Source organism: Streptomyces sp. NPDC042371 (genome assembly GCF_056437465.1).
In genome coordinates, this window is sequence record NZ_JBWKAP010000022.1 from 71,762 (window position 1) to 92,024 (window position 20,263).

Here is a 20,263-nt window from a genome sequence, read left to right on the forward strand (position 1 = left end):
CGTGAGCGCCTCGGCACAGCCCCGCTTCCGGAGCGCGGGGTGGCGATGGCGGAGAAGCCCGCTGCGTCGCCGCAGCGACTTCGTGGAGGCTTGGACCGTACTTCTGCTGGGGGCCGTGATGCTGTTGGTCGCGCCGCTGGCGGGGTTGTTCGCGGGCGCATCCAGGTACGACACGTTGCACACGGAAGCCGAACGTCAGCGGGCAGAGGGCCACGTCGCACGGGCCACGCTGACCGAGGACGCACCGGCAGCCAACAGGGTCGCCTCACAGCGCCTCCACCCAGTCGAAGTGCGCTGGACCGATCCCGGTGGCACGGCACACACGGCCACCGCCAGGGTGGAGGCGGGCACTGCTTCGGGCAGCCGGACCGACGTCTGGCTCGACGCCAGAGGCAGGGGCGTAGCCGCTCCGATGCCCGAAGACGTGCAGTGGGGTACCGCGATCACTGTGGGCGGGGCGGCGAGCATCCTGGTTTGGGTGTTCACCGGAGGTGCCTGGTTCACCGCACGCGCCGTGGCCCACCACCGCCGGATGGCCGAGTGGGGGCGGGCATGGGCGCGGACGGGACCGCAGTGGACCGGCAGTCGACCCTGAACCGGGCCCGCTCGGGACCGGATAGGGCCGCTCGGCCCCTGCCTCGCATGCGGCTCGCCTCCGATCCTGGTGAGCAGGAAACCACTCCGACGCGTGGATGGACGGACATGACGACCACCCGAGCCACGGCAGTCCTCGACCGGAACGGGCTGAACGGCCTCGTGGCCGAGCTGATGGCAGACGGCCGCACGGTCGTCGGACCCACCGTCCGAGACGGAGCGATCGTCCTGGCGGAACTCGACTCCGCCGAGCAACTCCCCTACGGCTGGGGGGTGGAGCTGGAAGCTGGACGCTACCGGTTGCGGCGCCGCGAGGACCAGGCCGCCTTCGCTCACTCGGCGGGCCCGCAGTCCTGGAAGAACTTTCTCCACCCGCAGCGCGAAAAGCTCTGGAGCGCCGACCGCGCGCCCGATGGAACGGTGGCCATCAGCACCGAGCCGGCCGAGCGCCCCTCCTACGCCTTCCTGGGCGTCCGCCCCTGTGACCTGCGGGCCATCGCGATCCAGGACCGGGTGTTGTCCGGGGGGCACTTCAAGGACAGCGGCTACGGGGAACGCCGGAGGGGGGCGTTCCTCATAGCCGCCGAGTGCACCGAGCCGGGCGCCACCTGCTTCTGCGTCTCCATGGGCAGTGGTCCCGGCGTCGACGCCGGCTTCGATCTCGCACTCACCGAGGTCGTCGACGCCACGGGGCACCGCTTCTTCGTGCGGGCGGGCAGCGAGGCGGGCGCGGAACTGCTCGCCAAGGTCCCGCACCGGGCGGTCGACGCCGCCACGCGGGAGGCGGCCGTCTCCGCGGTCTCCGAGGCCGTCGACAAGATGGGCCGGAGCATGCCGCCGGTGAGCCTGCAGCAGCTGATGGGCGAGAGCCTGGACGCCGAACGCTGGAACGACGTGGCGTCGCGCTGCCTGACCTGCGGCAACTGCACCATGGTCTGCCCCACCTGTTTCTGCACCACCACCGAGGAGGTCACCGACCTCACCGGAGACCACGCCGAGCGCTGGCAGCGCTGGGACTCCTGCTTCGACCTCGATTTCTCCTACGTCCACGGCGGTCCGGTACGCGCCTCGGGGCGCAGCCGTTACCGGCAGTGGCTCACCCACAAACTCGGCACCTGGCACGACCAGTTCGACAGCTCGGGCTGTGTGGGCTGCGGACGCTGCATCGTCTGGTGCCCGGTCGGCATCGACATCACCGAAGAAGCCGCGGCCCTGCACGAGGAGGCCGAGGCGAGCAAGAAGGAGACGAACCGATGACCAGCACCACGACCATGCTCGGCGCCTTCCCGACCGAGCACCGCAATCGGCTGATGCGAACGGCGCGGGAGGTGTCCTTCCCGGCCGGATCCCGTCTCTTCGATGAGGGCGGGCACGCCGACCGCTTCTGGATCATCCGTACCGGTTCCGTCCTGCTCGACATGCACGTACCCGGCCGCCGTGCGCCGGTGATCGAGACCCTCGGCCACGGTGAACTGGTGGGCTGGTCCTGGCTCTTCCCGCCCTACGTCTGGCAGCTCGGCGCCGTGGCGCAGAGTCCGGTGCGCACCCACGAGTTCGACGCCGTGGCCGTGCGTCTCCTGTGTGAGGACGATCCGGCCCTGGGGGCGGTGGTCGGCCAGTGGGTGGGGCGCGTGCTCGCCCATCGGCTGCAGTCGGCCAGGACCCGTCTCCTCGACCTGTACGCGCCCTACGGCAGCGGAAGCGGCGTGCGGGGATGACCGTGCCGGTTCCGCACCGCGTCGTCGCGCGCTGGGCGGAGACTCCGGACACGGCCACGCTCCGCCTGGAGCCGGTCGGGGAACCGCTGCCCGCCTTCGTGCCGGGTCAGTTCGCGATGGTGTGGGTGTTCGGGAGGGGCGAGATCCCGGTTTCGGTCAGCGCCATTCCCGCTGCCGGAGGCCTGGTCCACACGGTGCGCAGTGTCGGCGCTGTCTCCGCGGGGCTGTACGGGGTCGAGGTCGGCGAGGTCATCGGCCTGCGAGGTCCCTACGGCACCGGCTGGGAGCTGGAGAGGGCCGTCGGACAGGACCTCGTGGTCGTGGCGGGGGGTATCGGACTCGCGCCACTGTGCCCCCTCATCCGGGACGCGGTGGCCGCACCGGAGTCCTACGGGCGCCTGAACCTCTTGATAGGCGCCCGCACCTCCGCGGACCTGATGGCGAAGACCGAGACCCGGCAGTGGCGTACCGCGTACACGGGAGTGACCGTGGACCAGCCCGACGACCGATGGGCGGGCCAGACCGGTGTCGTCACCACGTTGCTCGACCGGGCACGGTTCGCTCCGCGCGACACCACGGCGTTCGTCTGCGGTCCGGAGCCGATGATCCGGGCGACCGCCCGTGTCCTGTCGCACCGCGGCGTGTCCGGCGACCGCATCCGCGTCTCCCTGGAACGCAACATGCGCTGCGCGACCGGCCACTGCGGGCACTGCCAGCTGGGGCCGCTGCTGCTGTGCAGGGATGGTCCCGTCGTCACCTGGAACCAGGCGGAACCACTGCTGTACGTCAGGGAGTTGTGACATGAGCCCACCGACGCTGGCCGTGTTCAAGCTCGCCTCGTGCGACGGTTGTCAGCTCACTCTGCTCGACTGCGAGGACGAACTCCTCGGCCTGGCCGGGCGGGTGCGGATCGCCCACTTCCTGGAGGCCACCAGCGCGGTCGCTCCCGGGCCGTACGATCTGACGCTGGTGGAGGGTTCGGTCACCACGGCGGCCGACGCCGAACGGATCCGCGCGATCCGGGCCGCCTCCCGCCACCTGGTGACGATCGGTGCCTGTGCGACGGCGGGCGGCGTTCAGGCGCTGCGGAACTTCGCGGACGTGGAGGAGTTCACCCGCACGGTCTACGCACGGCCCGACTACATCGACACGCTCGCCACCTCGACCCCGGTGTCCGCTCATGTGGACGTCGACTTCGAGCTGCGCGGCTGCCCGATCGACCGACGCCAGCTTCTGGAGGTCATCACCGCGTACCTGGCGGGACGCAAGCCGGACATCCCCAACAACAGCGTGTGCTTCGAGTGCAAGCGGCGCGGCACGGTCTGCGTCACGGTCGCGCACGGCACCCCCTGTCTCGGACCGGTCACACACGCGGGATGCGGGGCGATCTGCCCGGCCTACGGACGTGGCTGCTACGGCTGCTTCGGCCCGTCCGGCTCGGTGAACCTGCCCGCCCTGATCCCGGTGCTGCACCGCGACGGCATGGACGACCGCGACACCGAACGCTTCCTGCACACCTTCAACACGTCCGCCTTTGACGAGGAGTTGCGTAGATGACGCACCGGGGATCCCGTGTTCTGCACGTCGGCTCGCTCTCCCGGGTCGAGGGCGAAGGCGCCTTGCACCTGAGTGTCCACGACGGGACCGTCACCGAGGCGCGGCTGCAGATCTATGAACCGCCCCGGTTCTTCGAGGCGTTCCTGCGGGGCAGGGCGTACACGGAGCCGCCCGACATCACCGCCCGGGTGTGCGGAATCTGCCCGGTCGCCTATCAGATGAGCGCCTGCGCCGCCCTTGAGGACGCCTGCGGAGTCACCGTCGACCCGGCCCTGCGCGAGCTGCGACGACTGCTGTACTGCGGGGAATGGATCGAGAGCCAGACCCTGCACATCTACCTCCTGCACGCCCCCGACTTCCTCGGCTGCGACGGTGCCATCGAGCTGGCCCGCACCGCACGGGGCCACGTCGAGCGGGGACTGCGCCTGAAGCAGGCGGGCAACGCGATCCTCGAACTCCTCGGCGGGCGCGCCATCCACCCCGTCAACGTCCGCTTGGGCGGCTTCCACCGCACTCCGACGGCCGGGGAGCTGAGGCCGCTGGCCGAGCAGCTGAAGCGGGCCCTGGACGACGCCTGGCAGACCGTGGCGTGGGTATCGGGCTTCGACTTCCCCGATGCGCAGATCGACGCCGACCTGTTCGCGCTGGCCGATCCGGGAACGTACGCGATAGAGAGCGGCGTTCCCACCGTCCTGCGCGCCGACGGCACCCGGAGCGCGTTCCCGCTTCCGGACTTCCTGGACCACGTGCACGAGGAGCACCTCCCGCACTCCACCGCCCTGCACTCCACCCTCGACGGGCGCCGTCACCTCACGGGTTCGCTGGCCCGCTTCGCGATCAGCGGCCGCTGGCTGTCGCGCCCGGCAGTGCAGGCATCCCTTGCCGCCGGACTCGGCGATCCGCGCGCGGGGGCGGTCTGCCGCAACCCGTTCCGGTCGATCCTGGTCCGGGCCGTCGAGGTCGTCTACGCGATCGACGAAGCGCTGCGGATCATCGGCACGTACGAACCGCCGCGGCGCCCCTGCACCGACGTCCCCGCTGTCACGGGCACGGGCCACGGGGCGACAGAGGCGCCCCGAGGGCTGCTCTACCACCGCTACGTGCTGGACGCCGAAGGCACTGTCACGGACGCCCGTCTCGTACCGCCCACGGCACAGAATCAGGGCGCCATCGAGGACGACCTGCGCCGCACAGCTCAGCACGCGATCACCCGGCGCGAACCGGCAGACGACGAGCTGACACGGCTGTGCGAGCGGGTCATCCGCAATCACGACCCGTGCATCTCCTGCTCCACGCACTTTCTTGACCTGACCGTCGACCGCACATGACTCACCAGGAGGACGCCGTGCTCCACTCCCCACGCACCGTGAGCGACGTGATGACCCACACCGTCATCGCAGTGGGCCGCAAGGCCCCCTTCAAGGAGATCGTCGAGCTGATGGGCCAGTGGAAGGTCAGCGCGCTGCCCGTCCTGGCGGGCGAGGGCCGGGTGATCGGCGTGGTGTCCGAGGCGGATCTGCTGCCCAAGGAGGAGTTCCGCGACAGCGATCCCAGTCGCTTCGACCAGTTGCGCCGCCTCTCCGATCTGGCCAAGGCCGGCGCTGTGACCGCGGGCGAGGTGATGAGCGCCCCCGCCGTCACCGTCCACCCGGACACCACCCTTCCGCAGGCCGCCCGCATCATGGCCCTGCGTCGCGTCAAGCGGCTTCCTGTGACCGATGCCCAGGGGCTGCTGCAGGGCGTGGTCAGCCGCAGTGATCTGCTCAAGGTGTTCCTGCGCACCGACGAGGAGCTGGCCGACGAGGTGGCCCGAACCGTCGTCGCCTTCCTCTTCCCGGGCGGCGCCGTCACGGTCGCAGTCGAGGGCGGAGTGGTCACCCTCGGCGGCGCGATCCGCGACAAGAGCCTCGTTCCGGTCGCCGCCCGGCTCACCCGTGCCGTCGAAGGCGTCGTGGACGTCCGCATGGAGCTCACCGATCACGTACAGGCGCCGCCTCGATGAAGTACCTCGACGAGTACCGCGATCCTGCGCTGGCCCGACAGCTGCTGGCAGAGCTGCGACGCACCGCGACCCGCCCGTGGCGGATCATGGAAGTGTGCGGCGGTCAGACCCACACTCTCGTCCGCCAGGGCATCGACGAAGTCCTGCCCGCCGGCATCCGCATGATCCATGGCCCCGGCTGCCCGGTCTGCGTCACTCCGCTGGAGACCCTTGACCGCGCCATGGCCATCGCCGCCCGCCCCGGCGTGATCCTCACCAGCTTCGGTGACATGCTGCGCGTTCCCGGCAGCACCACCGACCTGCTCGCCCTGCGCGCTCGTGGAGCGGACGTGCGGGTGGTGTACTCGCCGATGGACGCGGTGCGGACCGCCGAGGAGAACCCCGACCGCGAAGTGGTCTTCCTCGCTGTCGGGTTCGAGACCACGGCTCCCGCCAACGCCATGGCCGTCCTGCACGCCGACCGGATCGGTCTCTCCAACTTCTCGCTCCTGGTGAGCCATGTCCTCGTGCCGCCCGCCATGATCGCCCTCCTTGAGGACACGGAGTGTGAGGTCGAGGCGTTCCTGGCTGCCGGGCATGTGTGCGCGGTCATGGGGTGGACCCAGTACGAACCGATCGCGTCGCGCTATCACGTGCCTGTGGTGATCACCGGCTTCGAGCCGCTCGACCTCCTGGAAGGGATCCTGATGGCCGTCGCTCAGCTCGAAGAGGGGCGGTACGACGTCGAGAACCAGTACGTACGGGCCGTGAACCGGACCGGGAACACCGTGGCCAAGGACGTCCTCACCCGCGTCTTCCGCGTCACGGACCGGGCCTGGCGCGGCATCGGGACGCTAGAGGCCAGTGGGCTCGAACTCGCCACGACATACGAGTCCTTCGACGCGGTCCGCCGCTTCGACGTGAGCGGTCTGCACCCCGTCGAGGACCCTGCCTGCATCGCCGGCACCATTCTCACGGGCGCGCGGCTCCCCACCGAGTGCACCGCGTACGGGGTGCGCTGCACGCCCCGTACCCCACTCGGTGCCCCCATGGTCTCCAGTGAGGGCACCTGCGCCGCCTTCCACGCCGCCGGACGGACCAGGAGCACACCGGCATGAACCTCGACTGCCCTGTGCCGTACAACGAGAACGAACTGATCCAGTCCGGCCATGGCGCGGGCGGACAGCTCACCGCCGAGCTCCTGGAGACGCTGATCCTGCCCGCGCTGGGGGGACGGCCGAACGGTCCGCTCGAAGACGCGGCTCTGCTGCCTGACAGCGGTGAACTCGTGGTCTCCACGGACTCGTTCGTGATCAGCCCGCTGGCCTTTCCCGGTGGGGACATCGGGTCCTTGGCCGTCCACGGCACGGTCAATGACCTGGCCATGCGCGGCGCGATGCCCATCGCCCTGACCCTCGCGGTGATCGCAGAAGAAGGGCTTCCACTGGATGAACTCCGCGCGGTTCTCGACTCGGTGGGCAAGGCGGCACACCAGGCCGAGGTCCCTGTCATCACAGGGGACACCAAGGTGGTGGAACGAGGCGCCGCCGACCGCCTCTTCCTCAACACGACCGGCATCGGCCGCCGCATCCCGGGCCTTGTCCCCTCGGCCGCCGCGGCCCGCTCCGGCGACGCCGTTCTGCTCTCCGGGCCCATCGGCCTGCACGGCACGGCAGTGCTCTCCCTCCGTGAGGGACTCGGCTTTGAAACCGACATCGCCTCCGACACCCGTCCTCTGCACCGTCTGGTCCGGGCCCTGGGCCCGCTCGGTGGCGCCGTCCACAGTCTGCGGGACCCCACCCGGGGAGGCCTCGCTGCCTCGCTGAACGAGATCGCGCACTCCTCGGGAGTCGGCGTGGAGATCGACGAGCGTGCCGTGCCGGTCCCCGCGGCCGTCGCTGCCGCGTGCGATCTGCTCGGTCTCGATCCGTTCATCGTCGCCAATGAGGGCTGCCTGGTCGCATTCGTTGCGGCCGACCGGGCCGACGAGGCACTCGCCGTACTTCGCTCGTACAGCGAGGGAGCGCAGGCCGTCCGCATCGGGCGCTGCACGGCGGGGCCTGCCGGACGGGTCGAACTGCGCACATTGATAGGGGCGCGGCGCGTCGTGGACATGCCCCTCGGGGAGCAGCTTCCCCGCATCTGCTGAGCCAGGCTATGTCCTGAAGCAGATCAAGGGCTCAGATCTGATCGCTGCGGTCCGCACCGTCGCTTCCGGCCAGTCTCTGCTCGATCCGGCCACTACGACGCGGTTGATGAGTACGTTGCGGGGGCCGGAAGAGGCGGTTGCGTCGCCGGACGACAAGCTGGCGGGCCTGACCGAACGTGAGCGAGGCATCCTCGCTCTGATCGGCGAAGGCTTGACCAACCGCCAGATCGGCAAGCAGCTCTACCTCTCCGAGAAGACCGTCAAGAACCACATATCCCGGCTCCTTTCGAAGCTGGGTGTGGAACGGCGCATCCAAGCCGCCGTGATCGCCGCCCACTTCGACTCGGATCGGCCGGACTGACGCATCGGGTTCACCGGCCCGGTAGCGGAACCTGCCAGTCCAGGCGTGTGCCGCCATGTGGTCCGCCCCTTGTGGTCAGCGTGCCGCCCAGCCTCTCCGCCCGTTCAGCGATGTTGCGCAGGCCGCTCCGGCGCCCGCTCTCGTCGATGCCGACGCCGTTGTCCGTCACGGTGATCGTCAGCTGTCCTCTTCGTACGAGGATGGCGACGTCCGCGGCCGACGCCTGGGCATGCCGGGTGATGTTGGCGAGGGCCTCACTGAGTACGGCGAGCGTGTCGTCGGCCACGGCGGCAGGCACATCCACGTCGATCAGACCCTCCATGCGCAGCGCGGGTGTGAAACCGAGGACAGTGGCCGCCTCCTCGATCGTCCGTGTGATCCGCACGCGCAATCCGGGGCCGGGAGTGGCGCTCGCGTCATGGGCGCGAAGCCCGAAGATGGCCGAGCGGATGATCTTGATGGTGGTGTCCAGATCGTCCACCGCCCGGGATAGGCGCTCGGCGGCTTCGGGGTGCTGGACGAAGCGTTGGGCGCTCTGGAGGGTCATGCCGGTTGCGAAGAGACGTTGAATGGCCAGGTCGTGAAGGTCCCGGGCAATCCGGTCCCGGTCCTCGAGCAGGCTGATCTGCTCGGCGTCCCGCCTCCGGTCCGCCATCTCCAGGGCAAGTGCGGCCTGTCCGGCGAATCCGGGCAGTGGCGCGATCTCGGCTCGGCCGAAGGAGGGGCGGCCGGTTCGGCGTGCAAGGACCAGCACGCCGCGCAGCCCGTCGGCCGTTCCCATCGGAACGGCGACCGCCGGGCCCATTCCTTTCCACCTCTCCGGGGTGAAGGTGACCCGGGGATCATTGGCCACGTCCGCTGTCGCGACCAGTCCGCCGTCGCTCAACGCGGCGCCGGCCAGAGTCCCTTGCCGAGGGATCCGCTTGCCGTGGTGCACCTCCGAGCCTTCCCCGAGGGTAAGGGCCCCCAGCAGCTCCTGCGACTCTGCCACCACCAGATCCACCACGCCGATGTCGGCGGAAGTGATCGCCAGAGCGCGCTCAACCAGCAACTCCAGTACGCGGTTCTCGGAAGTGCCGGACAGCAGGGCGTTGGTGAGCTCGGCGCCTGCGGTCAGCCACTGCTCGCGCAGCCTGGATTCCTCGTAGAGCCTTGCGTTCTCGATGGCCACGCCTGCCGCCACGGCAAGGGTGGACAGCACCGACAGGTCCTCGTCGTCGAACTCGCCCCCTCCTCGTTTCTCGGTGAGGTAGAGATTCCCGAACACCCTCTCGCGCACCCGGATGGGCACGCCGAGGAACGAGTGCATGGGCGGGTGATGAGCCGGGAAGCCGGACGAGGCCGGATGCTCCGACAGCTCCCGGAGCCGCAACGGCTCAGGGTGCCGGATCAACTCGCCGAGAAGGCCGTGACCTGAGGGGAGATCACCGATCTGCGCCTGCACCTGCTCGTTGATCCCAACCGGCAGGAACTCGTCCAGTTTGCTCCCCGCACCGATGACGCCAAGCGCTCCGTACCCCGCGTCCACCAACGTCACGGCGGTCTCGACGATGCGCCGAAGCACTTGGGGAAGATCCAGCTCCTGCCCGACCGACAGCATCGCTTCAAGCAAGCCGTGCAGCCGGTCCCGAGTGCCACGGACCGCGTTGATGCGTACCTGCAGCTCTTCGAGCAGTTCGTCCAACCGTAACCGTGGCAACTTCCCCGAACTACCGTGCTGTTCGCCAGCCATGTGCTGCCTCCACGGGGGGAGTGTCGGACAGGGCGTACAGATGTGCCCTCAACAGTAGCCATGCGACGGGGGAGCGGCAGAGCGTGACAAGCCCGATTTCAGCGGGACATCAGGAAGCGAGCTGACGTCCCTCATCCTGTATGCGGCCATGGGCCGACGTCGAAGTTCACGAGGGGGCGGGCAGAGCGTCGCGGCTGTGGGCCTTGCGGCCGACCGAAGCCATGGCCGTCGGGCGCGGCGACTGATGCCGGTCGAGCTCCCCGGCCCGGATGCCGAGCGCCTCACTCAGCGTCTCCCGCATGCGAAGGAGCCACGGTGATCCCGCGTCCGCTCATGCTGTCGGGCTCTATGCGCACCCACAGCTCGCGCTGACCGCCGGCCCAGGGCGAGCTGTGAAGGCGGTCCTGCAACCGGCGTACGGCCTCAGGGTCCGACACGGCCCTCGCGTGACCGCGGACGAGCACGCTCCAGCCGCGGCTGAGCGCGTCGTCGATGCGGTCGACCTCGAAGGCGACCACGTCTCCAACAGCCGTGGCGGGCAGTGTGCCGGGCGCGGTCCTGAAGACGATCGCGTCGTCGATCACGGTGTAGTTGAGCGGGACGATCGCCGTTCCCTCCTGGGCGGACACCGCGAGTCGTCCGACGCCGTGGGTGGCCAACCGGGCTCGGCACTCCTCGGGGCTCAGCTCTGTCAGCACGGAGTTGCGGGCGGCTCGGCCGAGGCCGGGCGGCTGGTCGATGCCGCCGCCGCAGAGCGCTGCCGCGGTGGTGTCCAGAGCCTGTGCCAGCCGGATGAGGACACCGATTCCAGGGGTGGCGGTGGGGTGCTCCTCCAGGTGCTGAAGGTAGCCGGGGGCCGTGCCCGCACGTTCGGCGGTTTCCCGCCGGGTGAGGCCGAGTTGCCGACGTCGGTGCGCGAGTCGGCGCCCCAAGTCGCCCCGTGGGGTTTCGCCCGGTACCGAACGGGCGTTCGTGGGCTGCTCGCCGGCCATGGAAGATCACTCCTCGGGAGAGGGCGTCGTGCGGGCCAGGGCGGTATGGGACCGCCCGCCCAGGATGACCTTGAGCGCGCCGGTGTCGGCCGCATGGGAGAACACGTCGTACGCCTCCTCCATGTCGTCCAGGGGGAAAGTGTGGGTGCCCATGGACGAAGTCGACAGCCGTCCGGCCCCCAACATCCGCAGGAGTGTGGGGGTGGAGGAGGTGTCGACCAGACCGGTGGTGATCGTCACGTTCTTGATCCACAGGTCCTCCAAGTGGAGTGTCACCGGGTTGCCGTGCACCCCGACGTTGGCCACGTGCCCGCCGGGCCGCACCATGCGCATGCACATCTCGAAGCTCTCGGGCAGCCCTACCGCTTCGATGACGACATCGGCCCCGAGCCCGTCGGTGAGGTCGGCGACCAACTGCTCGGGTCCACCGGCCGAGTCGACGATCACGTCGGCGCCAAGGTGCTTGGCCGCGTCGAGTCGGGTGGGCTCGGGGTCCACGGCGATGATCCGTTCCGGTGTGCACAGCCCTGCCGTAACGATCGTGGCGAGCCCGACGGGACCGGCCCCGACCACGGCGACGGTGTCGCCCGGCCGTACCCTGCCGTTCAGCACGCCCACCTCGTAGGCGGTGGGGAAGACGTCGGCCAGAAGCACGGCGTCCGCGCTTCCCACCGAGCCGGGCAGAGCATGCACGGAAAGATCTGCGTAGGGGACGCGGACGTACTCGGCCTGAGTGCCGTTGATCCGGTGGCCGAGGATCCAGCCTCCACCGCCGAGGCACTGGCCGTAGGAGCCATGCCGGCAGAAGCGGCATCGGCCGCACGCCGTGATGCACGAGACCAGGACGCGGTCACCGGGCCGGACCGTGCGGACATCGCGTCCGACCTCGACCACTTCACCGACGGCTTCATGCCCGAGGATGGTTCCGGGACGCACATCCGGCACGTGGCCCTTCAGGATGTGCAGGTCCGTTCCGCAGATCGTGACGGTGTCGACCCGGACGATCGCGTCGGTGGCCTCTTGGATACCGGGGTCCGGGACCGAGTCCCAAGCGGATTGGCCCGGGCCGTGGAAGACGAGTGCTTGCATGACGATTCCCCTCCTGAAGCCCCCGGATCGGGTTCCTCCAGCCTGTCCGGGACCAGCGGTGCCCGCATGGGCCGGTCGGTCCCCTTCGCCGAACCGAGTCGGCTTTGTTTCTCCTTCGCCAGCCGGTGCCAGAGTGGTGGGTGGAAAAGGGGGCCGAGGGGCGCGCACTTGGCAATGCGGTCGGTCCGAGACTGGCGGTGCCTCGCGCCCCACGGGCCGGATGTCCCTTGATAGGGCCGGATGGCCCGCAGCGCCACCACGGCCCGCAGCGGCACGATGCGGGCAGGACAGACTTCGCGGGTGGTCGTCTGCCGCGACGCGTCGATACCGGCCCGAGTCCGGAGCGCACGCCGTCCATCAACCCCACGTTCTATGTCGCTGCAAGGCTGTGAAGGACATCGACATGACCCAGTACGTGTATACGTTCGAGGACGGCAACCGAGGGATGAGCGGCCTGCTGGGCGGCAAGGGGGCGAACCTCGCCGAGATGACGCGCCTGGGGCTGCCCGTCCCGCACGGGTTCACCGTCACCACCGAAGCCTGCCGCGCCTTTCTCGGCACAGGCACGGAACCGATCGGGCTCGGCGGCCAAGTGGCCCAGGCGCTCGCAGTGTTGGAGCGAGCCATGGGGCGCACACTCGGAGCCGCGAACGACCCGCTGCTGCTCTCGGTGCGATCCGGCGGCAAGTTCTCCATGCCGGGGATGATGGAAACCATCCTTGATATCGGGCTCGGCGATGTCTCGGTGGCCGGCCTCGCCAAGGCGCACGGGGACGAGCGTTTCGCCTGGGACTCCTATCGGCGCTTGCTGCAGATGTTCGGCCGTACGGTCATGGGCGTCGCCGGTGACCTGTTCGAGCGTGCCCTCGACGAACACAAGGCCGCGCGGAACGTCACCGCCGACGCCGGGCTCGACGCCGACGATCTCGTACTGCTCGTCCGCGAGTTCAAGGAACTGATACGGCGTGAGACAGGTGAAGAGTTCCCGCAGGACCCGGTCGAGCAGCTACACCGCGCCCTGCGTGCCGTTTTCGCCTCCTGGAACGGTGAGCGCGCCCGGCTCTACCGCAGGCGCGAGCACATCCCCGACGGCCTGGGAACGGCTGTGAACATCCAGGCCATGGTCTTCGGCAACCTCGGTCCGGGCTCGGGCACCGGTGTCGCCTTCACCCGCGACCCGGCTACCGGCAGTCCTGGTGTATACGGCGACTACCTGCCCGATGCGCAGGGCGAGGACGTCGTGGCCGGAGCCCGCGACGCCGTCTCCCTACGGGAACTGGAGCGGCTCGATCCGAGCGTGTATGCCGAGTTGCTGGACGACCTGCGAAAGCTCGAACGCCACTACCGGGACCTGTGCGACGTGGAGTTCACCGTCGAGCGCGGCAAGCTGTGGATCTTGCAGACCCGCATCGGCAAGCGCACGGCGGAGGCAGCGTTCCGCATCGCGCACGACCTTCGTGCGGCAGGACTGATCGAGGACAGGGACACCCTGGCACGGGTATCGGGAGGTGAACTCACCCGCCTGATGTTCCCTCGCTTCGAGACCGGCTCCGCGCCCGCGCCGCTCGCCGAGGGCATCCCTGCTTCGCCAGGAGCCGCCGTCGGCGCCGCGGTCTTCGACTCGGCGGAGGCCGTGCGGCGTTCCACCGCGGGCGAGAACGTCGTGCTCGTGCGCCGCGAGACCACACCTGACGACTACCCCGGCATGGTCGCCGCACAGGCGGTACTCACCGGGCGCGGCGGCAAGACCAGCCATGCGGCCGTGGTGGCCCGCGGTATGGGCAAGGTCTGTGTGTGCGGCGCCGAGTCGCTCACGATCGACGAACAGTCACGACGGTTCACCGCGTCGGACGGGACCGTGGTGCCGGAGGGCACCATGCTCTCGGTGGACGGTACGACGGGCCTGGTCCACCTCGGCGAACTCCCCTTGACCACCTCGGACGTGGCCGGATATCTCGACACAGGCCGTTCCAGCGGCCCGCTGACGGACGCTGTCGCAGGAGCACTCTCCCTCGCGGACTCGGCGCGCCGACTCGAGGTGCGGGCCAACGCCGACACCCCCGAGGACGCTGCCCGCGCCCGTCGCTACGGTGCGCAGGGCATCGGCCTGTGCCGCACGGAGCACATGTTCCTCGGTGACCGACGCCCTCTGGTGGAGCGACTGATCCTCGCCGTTGACGACGAGGAACGGCGTTCGGCCCTCGCTGAGCTGCTTCCGCCGCAGCGGCAGGACTTCACCGGCATCCTGGAGGCGATGGACGGCCTTCCGGTCACCATCCGGCTGCTCGACCCGCCCCTCCACGAATTCCTGCCGGACCGCACCGAGTTGTCCGTCCGGATGGCGACGACGGCCGCCCCCGCTGCGTATGACCTGCGGCTGCTCGAAGCCGTGGAGCGGATGCACGAGCGGAACCCGATGCTCGGTCTGCGCGGCGTACGTCTCGGTCTGGTGGTGCCGGGCCTGGTGGCCATGCAGGTACGTGCCCTCGCCGAAGCAGTGGTGCGGCGCTTGCGTGCCGGAGGCGATCCCAAGGTGGAGATCATGGTTCCGCTCGTCGCGACCGTCGAGGAGTTCCGGCTGGCCCGTACGGAGGTGGAACGTGCCCTCGCCGAGGTCAGCGACGAGACGGGCATCCCGATCCGATGCCCGATCGGCACCATGATCGAACTACCGCGAGCCGCCCTGACCGCGCGCCGCATCGCTGAGGCAGCGGACTTCTTCTCGTTCGGCACCAACGACCTCACCCAGACGGCCTGGGGGCTGTCGCGCGACGATGCGGAGGCTTCCTTCTTCCCTGCCTATCTGGCCCAGGGCATCTTCCCGGTCTCACCGTTCGAGACCCTGGACCGCGAGGGTGTGGGCCGCCTGGTGACCCTTGCCGTAGAGGAGGGCAGAGCCGCCTCGCCGGGCCTGGTGACAGGGGTGTGCGGCGAACACGGCGGTGATCCCGACTCGATCCACTTCTTCCACGAGGCGGGCCTGGACTACGTCTCCTGTTCGCCTTTCCGGATCCCCGCGTCCCGGCTGGAGGCGGGCCGGGCAGCGCTGGATGCGGTGGTTGAGTCCGATACGAGGTGAGGGTGCCGTGGCTGTTTGCGGGCGCCGCGAGCGTCTTGGCTGCTGTGCTCTGCGTACATGAGCGGGCGCCAGCGGAGTCCTGTTGGGCTTTGAGCCGGAGCTGTCGGTCAACCTGTGGGGGATCGTGGCGCGGGACGCAGCTGCGCGCAGGGCCGCGCTGTTGGACGTGTGGCAGACGGGTGGCCGGGCGCTGGCAGCGGTACAGGTGGCGCCGTGCCTGCGTACGGACAATCTGCCCTAGGAGCTGATCGTTCGGCGTGACAGCCTTCTCCCGTTCCGCGGTGACATCCGACGACTCGGCCGGCAGAGGGCCTCTTCGGCTCGTTCATCTCTGGACGAGGCGCGTGAGGCACCGCTAGTGGACATACCTGCGACCCATGCCCCCGATCGGTGTTGGCCGGGCCGCCGCCGGCGGGCCTTCCGGAGGAACCTGGGAGTTGGTGGTACCGGCCGCGACGAGCTCCCCTCCACGGCCGGTCCCGCCCCGGCCGTGGCGCCGATGTCGCGGGTATGCGTCGGCGTCAGGGGGGCTGGGCCGACGGGCTCATCCCTCGGCGGCCCAACCGGAACGCCGCAATGCCTCAGATACGCAGTGCGATGGTCGGAGGCTTGCGGAGCTCCCCTGTTGCCGCAGATGCGGCGGCAACAGGGGACGCGCGGGACCGTAGCTCCTCTTTTCCCGGCCCTCGCGCGGGGTGCCCTCCTTGCGTGGGGACGAGGCTGCGGGAGTTGCCTCGCCGACCGGTCACGTGCGGAGGGCGGAGGCTGGAGCCGCGTTGTCGGTGATGCGGCTCGGGGGCAGGGAGCCCGGGGCGTGGGTGTGGAACCCAATTCCCCTTCTAGGCGCGAGCGTAGGGCGGTCCCAGGGCGATCGGAAGAGCGTTGCGGGCATGCCGCCCGCGAGGCCAGTCGGTTCCAGGAGGCCATGGCGTCAACGGGTGGCGGTCGCCGGTCGGGACGGCGGCCGCGTGCCCCTTCCAAGTGCCCCTGTCCTCCCCGGACAAGCCACTGGAGCACTCCCTCCAGGCAGCCGGGGGAGTGGTTCTGCCCGGCCTCGAAGTTGCCCCGAGGGGCCGGTCCGGCTGTCGGTGACTTCCGCGGGAGTGGGAGGCAAGCCCGGCGTCTTCAGGATGCGCCACAGGCTCGCTCTGCTGCAGGGTTGCCCCCGATACGCCAGAAGGCGCGGAGGGTTGTACTCACCGTAGAACCCGAACTGCAAAACGGACCCCTGGCAGCCCGGAACTGTTGCGCACGGCAGCACCGCGCGGCGGGCATGGGCACGCCGCTGGCCGGTCATCTCGGCCCGAGTGTTTACCTCCTGTCCCCTTGTAACCGTTTGGTGACATTGGTGGCGGAGCCTCGTGGCAAGGCGCCAGTGCAGAGGAAGTTGCGACTGCCTCCGTACGTGAGCATGAACTGCAAGGAGGAACGCACATGGTCATCTCGCGCGCCACCATCGCCGTCACCGCCGCGGTCGCTTTCGCTGCCGCGGGAACGGGGACAGCTCTCGCATCTGACACCACATCGTCTGCGACGCGAGCCACGCAGGAATGCCAGCAGGGCACTCTGAAGGCGACCACGACGCAGCTGGGGACCGAACAGGCGGGCATGAACCATGCCGGGACGTTTCTGAAGCTCACCAACACCGGGAACGTCACGTGCGTGCTTTCCGGCTACGCGGGCCTCGCCCTGGAAGGCAGCGGCCACACCGCGCTGATGACGCAGACCGAACACGGCGACACCTACTTCGCCGCGGACCCCGGGCGGCAAGATGTCACCCTGCAGGCCGGCGACTCGGCCTACGCCGACCTCGTGTGGACGCACACCGGAGCTGATACTGCAGCCGCCCACTACCTGCAGATATCGCCCACGGGCGGCAACTCGCACAGCACCGTCGCCTTCAAACAAGACGTGGACAACGGCGATCTGTCGGTCACGGCGTGGAGCGACACCCCGCCCACCATCTGAGCCCCGTACCAACCGGACGCCTGGGCCCGCACTACAGTGCGGGCCCAGGCGTCCGAAGGTTTCAGTAAAGGTCGCGGACCTGCGGACCTCGCCGTACAGGATCGTGCTGAAGACTGGTCTTGAAGCCCACTCGCCTGCCGCATCACGTGGCACGCCCACGACGACAAGGAGTATCCGTGCAGAGCGACCGAGCCCCCGTATCCCACGCTCCTCTCTCGCGCCGACGGCTCTTCGGCCTTTCCGCCGGGGCCTTTCTGGCTGCTGGGTGCAGCGGGAGCGCGGACCGCGACGGCCAGGGGGACGCCTCGGGCAAGCCGGAGAACACGGAGGCCGCACGGCCCCGCGCCGCCGCCCCGGACGGTGCCCTCGGCGCGAACTTCAACGAGGACCCCACCTATGTGGACAAGGCGGCCCTGGACGGTCTGGGCACCAGCTGGGTGCGCGGCTTCACCGTGCTGGACCGCGTCAAGCAGGGCACGGCCCCGGAGCGCCTGCGGGCGGTCGATAGGCTCCTGGACCTGCACGGTCAGGGCTTCGGCACCATGCTGGCGCTGAAGTTCCAGTTCAGGAAGGAGGGCCGGACGGTCCCGGCCCCGGGGAGCAGGCAGATGCGGGCCGAACTGGCGGCCGTGGACAAGGTGCTTGAGGCCGTCCTGGACAAGGTGGAGATCCTCACCCTTGGCAACGAACCCTTCCTGGAAACCCGTCCGCAGGAGAGGCAGACCAAGCTCAACCCCTTCTACCAGGCGGTCGCGAAGCACGTCATCGACTACCGGGACGAGCACTTCCCCGACGGGTGCCGCACCAGGCTGCACATGGGCGCCCTCAACCACCTGGACGACCCCGCGATGCTCTCGGAGGCCACCGAGGAGTGGATCGACTTCGTCAACCGGACCTCACAGCTCGACGGACTGGACATGCACCCGCACGTCACCTCGGCCGGGGCCGCCCAGAAGTACCTGGATTACGTCCTGCCCCGGCTCGACGGCGGCAAGAAGTTCCTCGTCACCGAGTTTTCCCTGGTCAACCACTACCAGAGGCAGATGCCGAAGCCTCTGTCCGCCCCATTCGTCACCGCCCACGGCAAGGAACTCGGCCTCGGCCGTGACACCCGAGTGTGGCAGTTCCTCAAGGCCGCCGCCGAACGCCCGCTCACCGAGGAACAGTGGCGGGACTTCCTGCGGATGAGCCCGTGGTTCGAGGAGCACAAGCACTTCATGCGGGACCAGGTGACCGCGTACCGGGAGACGGGCCGCCTGGCCGTAGCCACCTACGGCGTGGTGCAGGGCAAGGCATCCGTGCGGGCCATCACCGAGAAGACGAAACCCTGGATGCTCAACAGCCTCTACGTGCCCCGCACCGTCCGCTACGAACGAGGCACCCCACTACCGCGCACCTACACCGTCTTTGACGACTTCGCCGCCCTGCAACGTGAACAGGACCGTCTCCCGAAGAGCTGATCTGCCCCGGTCACCCAGCTTCGCCTCAGTCGAAGGCGAGCCCACGGAAGGGCTCGATGAGTGCCGCCCGCAGCTGATCCGCGAGCCTGCGCCGGAGCCGGACGAGGGCGGGGGCCTGGGACTGCGGCAGCAACGGCCCGGCATACGGCGCCGCGGCCGCCGTCACCGCCCCCGCGCCCAGACGCCGTTCCACCACGTCGACGTCGCACTCGACGGGCGCCGCCAGCCGATACGGCCGCGACCGCAGAAGCTCCGCACCCAGAACCCGCCTTAGAGGTCGTCTCAATTGGTGTACCGGGTAGCTTTCACCGCATGGTGATGGTCGAGCGTTCGGTGCCGGATGAACTGTGGGAGCTGCTCCATCGGGTGGTCCCGCCCGCTCCAGTTCGACCGCAGGGCGGTGGCCGGCGCGGGTACGGGGACCGTGAGGTGCTGGCCGCGATCATCTTCGTGGCCACGACGGGCTGCACCTGGCGGCAGCTACCGCCGGTCTTTGGACCATCGGGGCCGACCGCGCACCGGCGTTTCACCGAGTGGAGTACCGCCCGGGTCTGGGCCAAGTTGCACCGCGTCATCCTCGACGAGCTGGACTCGCACGGCGGCCTGGACTGGTCGCGCTGCGCGATCGACTCGGTGAACATGCGGGCCCTGAAAGGGGGGACCTGACAGGTCCGAATCCTGTCGACCGGGGCAAGAAAGGCTCGAAGATCCACTTGATCACCGAGCGGACCGGGTGATCAACGGCGTGCTGTTCAGGGCCCGTACCGGGGTGCCGTGGCCGGATCTGCCCGAGCGGTACGGGCCGTGGCAGACCGTCTATGAGCGCCATCGCCGCTGGTCGGCCGACGGAACCTGGCAGCGGATCCTGTCCGAGCTGCAGATCGAGGCCGACGCGAGTGACCCGGACGGGGCGCTGGCCCGGTCCGCGGCGAAGGAGGGCGAGTGGGCGGTGAACATCGACTCCACTTCCTGCCGGGCTCATCAGCATGCGGCGGGAGCCCGGCACCGGCCGCCGGGTGACTTCCCGCAAAAGGGGGGGGGCGGGGCGCGTGTGGAGGCCGATGGACGCGGGGCCCTGGGACGTTCCCGGGGCGGACTGACCAGCAAGGTCCACTTCCTGGCCGATGACCGGGCCCGCCCGCTGGTCCGGCAGACCTCGCTGGGCCAGCGGGGCGACAACCCCCTGCTCGTGTCCGTGCTGGAGTGTCTGCGGATCCCCAGGCGCGGGCCGGGACGGCCCCGCACCCGCCCGGACCGGCTGCGCGGCGACAAGGCCTACTCCAGCCGGGACACCCGCGCCTACCTGCGCGGACGGCACATCAAGGTGACCATCGCCCAACCTGGTGACCAGCAGGCCAAGCGAAGGCGGCGCGGCCGGAGCGGCGGCCGGCCACCGGCCTTCGACGCAGGCCAGTACCGCCGCCGCAGTGCTGCCGAACGGTGCGTCAGCAAGTGGAAGCAGTTCCGTGCGGTCGCCAGCCGCTACGACAAACGCGACTACATCTTCAACGGGACCCTGGCCGCCGCAGCAGTCGTCATCTGGCTCCGCGACACCGTCCAAGAACCATCAGAAACGACCTAGG

At 69.6% G+C, this 20,263-nt stretch carries 16 protein-coding genes and 4 pseudogenes; 15 read left to right on the forward strand and 5 right to left on the reverse strand.

The window, feature by feature from the left end; genetic code table 11:
- The first annotated feature begins 1 nt into the window (after nt 1).
- The 10 genes and pseudogenes from AC068B_RS39140 to AC068B_RS39185 form a co-directional block, all read left to right on the forward strand.
- Nucleotides 2-595 (forward strand): Rv1733c family protein, encoded by a 594-nt coding sequence (locus AC068B_RS39140; RefSeq protein ID WP_478676234.1) that lies wholly within the window; start codon nt 2-4, stop codon nt 593-595.
- Between the two features lie 107 nt (nt 596-702).
- The gene (locus AC068B_RS39145) at nt 703-1,851 is read left to right on the forward strand and encodes a 4Fe-4S dicluster domain-containing protein (RefSeq protein WP_478676235.1); all 1,149 of its coding nucleotides are present in this window, start codon (nt 703-705) and stop codon (nt 1,849-1,851) included.
- Nucleotides 1,848-2,312 carry a cyclic nucleotide-binding domain-containing protein gene (locus AC068B_RS39150; protein ID WP_478676236.1) on the forward strand — a complete coding sequence of 155 codons (465 nt, stop codon included), beginning with the start codon at nt 1,848-1,850 and terminating at the stop codon, nt 2,310-2,312. The genes AC068B_RS39145 and AC068B_RS39150 overlap by 4 nt, the downstream gene beginning before the upstream one ends.
- The gene (locus AC068B_RS39155) at nt 2,309-3,112 is read left to right on the forward strand and encodes an FAD/NAD(P)-binding protein (RefSeq protein WP_478676237.1); all 804 of its coding nucleotides are present in this window, start codon (nt 2,309-2,311) and stop codon (nt 3,110-3,112) included. The genes AC068B_RS39150 and AC068B_RS39155 overlap by 4 nt, the downstream gene beginning before the upstream one ends.
- Before the next feature lies 1 nt (nt 3,113).
- Nucleotides 3,114-3,869 carry an NADH-quinone oxidoreductase subunit B family protein gene (locus tag AC068B_RS39160; protein WP_478676238.1) on the forward strand — a complete coding sequence of 252 codons (756 nt, stop codon included), beginning with the start codon at nt 3,114-3,116 and terminating at the stop codon, nt 3,867-3,869.
- Nucleotides 3,866-5,197, forward strand: coding sequence for a Ni/Fe hydrogenase subunit alpha (locus AC068B_RS39165; protein ID WP_478676239.1), 1,332 nt, complete (start codon nt 3,866-3,868; stop codon nt 5,195-5,197). Before AC068B_RS39160 ends, AC068B_RS39165 begins: the two co-directional genes overlap by 4 nt.
- A complete protein-coding gene (locus AC068B_RS39170) occupies nt 5,194-5,871 on the forward strand; it encodes a CBS domain-containing protein (RefSeq protein ID WP_478676240.1) in 678 nt (225 codons plus the stop codon). Before AC068B_RS39165 ends, AC068B_RS39170 begins: the two co-directional genes overlap by 4 nt.
- Nucleotides 5,868-6,968: a hydrogenase formation protein HypD gene (gene hypD, locus AC068B_RS39175; protein ID WP_478676241.1), complete on the forward strand. Its 1,101-nt coding sequence runs from the start codon at nt 5,868-5,870 to the stop codon at nt 6,966-6,968. The genes AC068B_RS39170 and hypD overlap by 4 nt, the downstream gene beginning before the upstream one ends.
- Nucleotides 6,965-7,999 (forward strand): hydrogenase expression/formation protein HypE, encoded by a 1,035-nt coding sequence (hypE, locus tag AC068B_RS39180; protein WP_478676242.1) that lies wholly within the window; start codon nt 6,965-6,967, stop codon nt 7,997-7,999. Before hypD ends, hypE begins: the two co-directional genes overlap by 4 nt.
- A 4-nt stretch (nt 8,000-8,003) precedes the next feature.
- A pseudogene (locus AC068B_RS39185) lies at nt 8,004-8,360 on the forward strand (LuxR C-terminal-related transcriptional regulator); the annotation flags it as partial.
- Between the two features lie 10 nt (nt 8,361-8,370).
- On the opposite strand, the gene AC068B_RS39190 reads toward AC068B_RS39185, so the two are convergent.
- The 4 genes from AC068B_RS39190 to AC068B_RS39205 all read right to left on the reverse strand — a co-directional run bounded on the left by AC068B_RS39190 (nt 8,371) and on the right by AC068B_RS39205 (nt 12,173).
- Nucleotides 8,371-10,092: a GAF domain-containing sensor histidine kinase gene (locus AC068B_RS39190; protein ID WP_478676243.1), complete on the reverse strand. Its 1,722-nt coding sequence runs from the start codon at nt 10,090-10,092 to the stop codon at nt 8,371-8,373.
- A 166-nt stretch (nt 10,093-10,258) separates the two neighbouring features.
- Nucleotides 10,259-10,393 (reverse strand): hypothetical protein, encoded by a 135-nt coding sequence (locus AC068B_RS39195; RefSeq protein ID WP_478676244.1) that lies wholly within the window; start codon nt 10,391-10,393, stop codon nt 10,259-10,261.
- Entirely contained in the window at nt 10,374-11,084 is a 711-nt protein-coding gene (locus AC068B_RS39200) for a helix-turn-helix domain-containing protein (protein ID WP_478676245.1), read from the reverse strand. Before AC068B_RS39200 ends, AC068B_RS39195 begins: the two co-directional genes overlap by 20 nt.
- A 6-nt stretch (nt 11,085-11,090) precedes the next feature.
- Nucleotides 11,091-12,173, reverse strand: coding sequence for a zinc-dependent alcohol dehydrogenase family protein (locus AC068B_RS39205; protein WP_478676246.1), 1,083 nt, complete (start codon nt 12,171-12,173; stop codon nt 11,091-11,093).
- A 403-nt stretch (nt 12,174-12,576) separates the two neighbouring features.
- Here AC068B_RS39205 and ppdK point away from each other — a divergent pair, with 403 nt between their 5' ends.
- The 3 genes from ppdK to AC068B_RS39220 all read left to right on the forward strand — a co-directional run bounded on the left by ppdK (nt 12,577) and on the right by AC068B_RS39220 (nt 18,680).
- On the forward strand, nt 12,577-15,252 hold the full coding sequence (ppdK, locus tag AC068B_RS39210) for a pyruvate, phosphate dikinase (protein WP_478676247.1): 2,676 nt from the start codon (nt 12,577-12,579) through the stop codon (nt 15,250-15,252).
- 1,434 nt (nt 15,253-16,686) lie between these two features.
- A complete protein-coding gene (locus tag AC068B_RS39215) occupies nt 16,687-17,220 on the forward strand; it encodes a DUF4232 domain-containing protein (protein ID WP_478676248.1) in 534 nt (177 codons plus the stop codon).
- 176 nt (nt 17,221-17,396) lie between these two features.
- A complete protein-coding gene (locus AC068B_RS39220) occupies nt 17,397-18,680 on the forward strand; it encodes a hypothetical protein (RefSeq protein WP_478676249.1) in 1,284 nt (427 codons plus the stop codon).
- Nucleotides 18,681-18,735: 55 nt separating this feature from the next.
- On the opposite strand, the pseudogene AC068B_RS39225 reads toward AC068B_RS39220, so the two are convergent.
- Nucleotides 18,736-18,954: pseudogene (locus AC068B_RS39225) on the reverse strand (transcriptional regulator); the annotation flags it as partial.
- A 38-nt stretch (nt 18,955-18,992) separates the two neighbouring features.
- Here AC068B_RS39225 and AC068B_RS39230 point away from each other — a divergent pair.
- A pseudogene (locus tag AC068B_RS39230) lies at nt 18,993-19,414 on the forward strand (IS5 family transposase); the annotation flags it as partial.
- A pseudogene (locus AC068B_RS39235) lies at nt 19,345-20,262 on the forward strand (IS5 family transposase); the annotation flags it as partial. The pseudogenes AC068B_RS39230 and AC068B_RS39235, both read left to right, overlap by 70 nt.
- Nucleotide 20,263 lies beyond the last annotated feature (1 nt).

Bases quoted from the DNA above. Each gene is read 5' to 3' on its own strand.
- AC068B_RS39145 (WP_478676235.1), top strand. From the start codon at position 703: ATGACGACCACCCGAGCCACGGCAGTCCTCGACCGGAACGGGCTGAAC.
- AC068B_RS39150 (WP_478676236.1), top strand. From the start codon at position 1,848: ATGACCAGCACCACGACCATGCTCGGCGCCTTCCCGACCGAGCACCGC.
- AC068B_RS39155 (WP_478676237.1), top strand. From the start codon at position 2,309: ATGACCGTGCCGGTTCCGCACCGCGTCGTCGCGCGCTGGGCGGAGACT.
- AC068B_RS39160 (WP_478676238.1), top strand. From the start codon at position 3,114: ATGAGCCCACCGACGCTGGCCGTGTTCAAGCTCGCCTCGTGCGACGGT.
- AC068B_RS39165 (WP_478676239.1), top strand. From the start codon at position 3,866: ATGACGCACCGGGGATCCCGTGTTCTGCACGTCGGCTCGCTCTCCCGG.
- AC068B_RS39170 (WP_478676240.1), top strand. From the start codon at position 5,194: ATGACTCACCAGGAGGACGCCGTGCTCCACTCCCCACGCACCGTGAGC.
- hypD (WP_478676241.1), top strand. From the start codon at position 5,868: ATGAAGTACCTCGACGAGTACCGCGATCCTGCGCTGGCCCGACAGCTG.
- hypE (WP_478676242.1), top strand. From the start codon at position 6,965: ATGAACCTCGACTGCCCTGTGCCGTACAACGAGAACGAACTGATCCAG.
- AC068B_RS39190 (WP_478676243.1), bottom strand. From the start codon at position 10,092: ATGGCTGGCGAACAGCACGGTAGTTCGGGGAAGTTGCCACGGTTACGG.
- AC068B_RS39195 (WP_478676244.1), bottom strand. From the start codon at position 10,393: ATGCGGGAGACGCTGAGTGAGGCGCTCGGCATCCGGGCCGGGGAGCTC.
- AC068B_RS39200 (WP_478676245.1), bottom strand. From the start codon at position 11,084: ATGGCCGGCGAGCAGCCCACGAACGCCCGTTCGGTACCGGGCGAAACC.
- AC068B_RS39205 (WP_478676246.1), bottom strand. From the start codon at position 12,173: ATGCAAGCACTCGTCTTCCACGGCCCGGGCCAATCCGCTTGGGACTCG.
- ppdK (WP_478676247.1), top strand. From the start codon at position 12,577: ATGACCCAGTACGTGTATACGTTCGAGGACGGCAACCGAGGGATGAGC.
- AC068B_RS39215 (WP_478676248.1), top strand. From the start codon at position 16,687: ATGGTCATCTCGCGCGCCACCATCGCCGTCACCGCCGCGGTCGCTTTC.